Genomic DNA, 594 nt, shown 5'->3' on the forward strand with positions numbered 1-594 from the left:
ACGTCGACGGAGAAACCGTACGATCCGGTGATCGGGTGCCCGTCCGCGGAGGTGACCCGGTAGCCGACGGTGTACTCCCCGTTGGGGAGTCCGTCCTCGAGCAGGACCGATACGTCGGGGCCCTCGACCGTGGCCGTTCCCTGTGCCCACTGAGTGTCGCCAGGACCCACGACGCTGATGGTCGCGAACGATTCGTTGATGTCCTGGTTGAACACCAGACCGACACCGATCGGCGCGAAGTCGAGTGTGGCATCGGCGGGCGGGTCGGAGCTGACCAGTTCGCTGTGCGCCGACGCCGGCGCCGCAGCGAACAATGCTGTCCCGCAGATCATCACGGCAATCAGCATCAGACGTTTCACGTGGGGTACTCCTCTGTATCGAGCCCGACCCAACAACTACGGGTCATAGTAGTAGGGAGGGCGGTTTAGCGGTGGGTCACTTCTGCGGCGATGGTTATTTCACCGGGTCCGGAGGATCGGATCGTTCATGGCCGGCGATGGCTTCGGTGATCACTTCCGAGGGCGCGATCGAATCCGAGTGCGGGCCACCGACGTGCTGCTCGGCGCGGATGCGTTCGACCATGTGCGGATAGTG

At 63.8% G+C, this 594-nt stretch carries 1 protein-coding gene; it reads right to left on the bottom strand.

Features of this window, described 5'->3' with window-relative positions; translation table 11 throughout:
- A partial coding sequence (locus J1M86_RS25715; protein WP_206511892.1) for a copper resistance CopC family protein occupies positions 1-359 on the bottom strand: 359 nt, incomplete at its 3' end.
- Between the last annotated feature and the right edge of the window lie 235 nt (positions 360-594).

It is taken from the genome of Rhodococcus sp. KRD197 (assembly GCF_017168235.1).
Classification (GTDB): Bacteria; Actinomycetota; Actinomycetes; order Mycobacteriales; family Mycobacteriaceae; genus Rhodococcoides.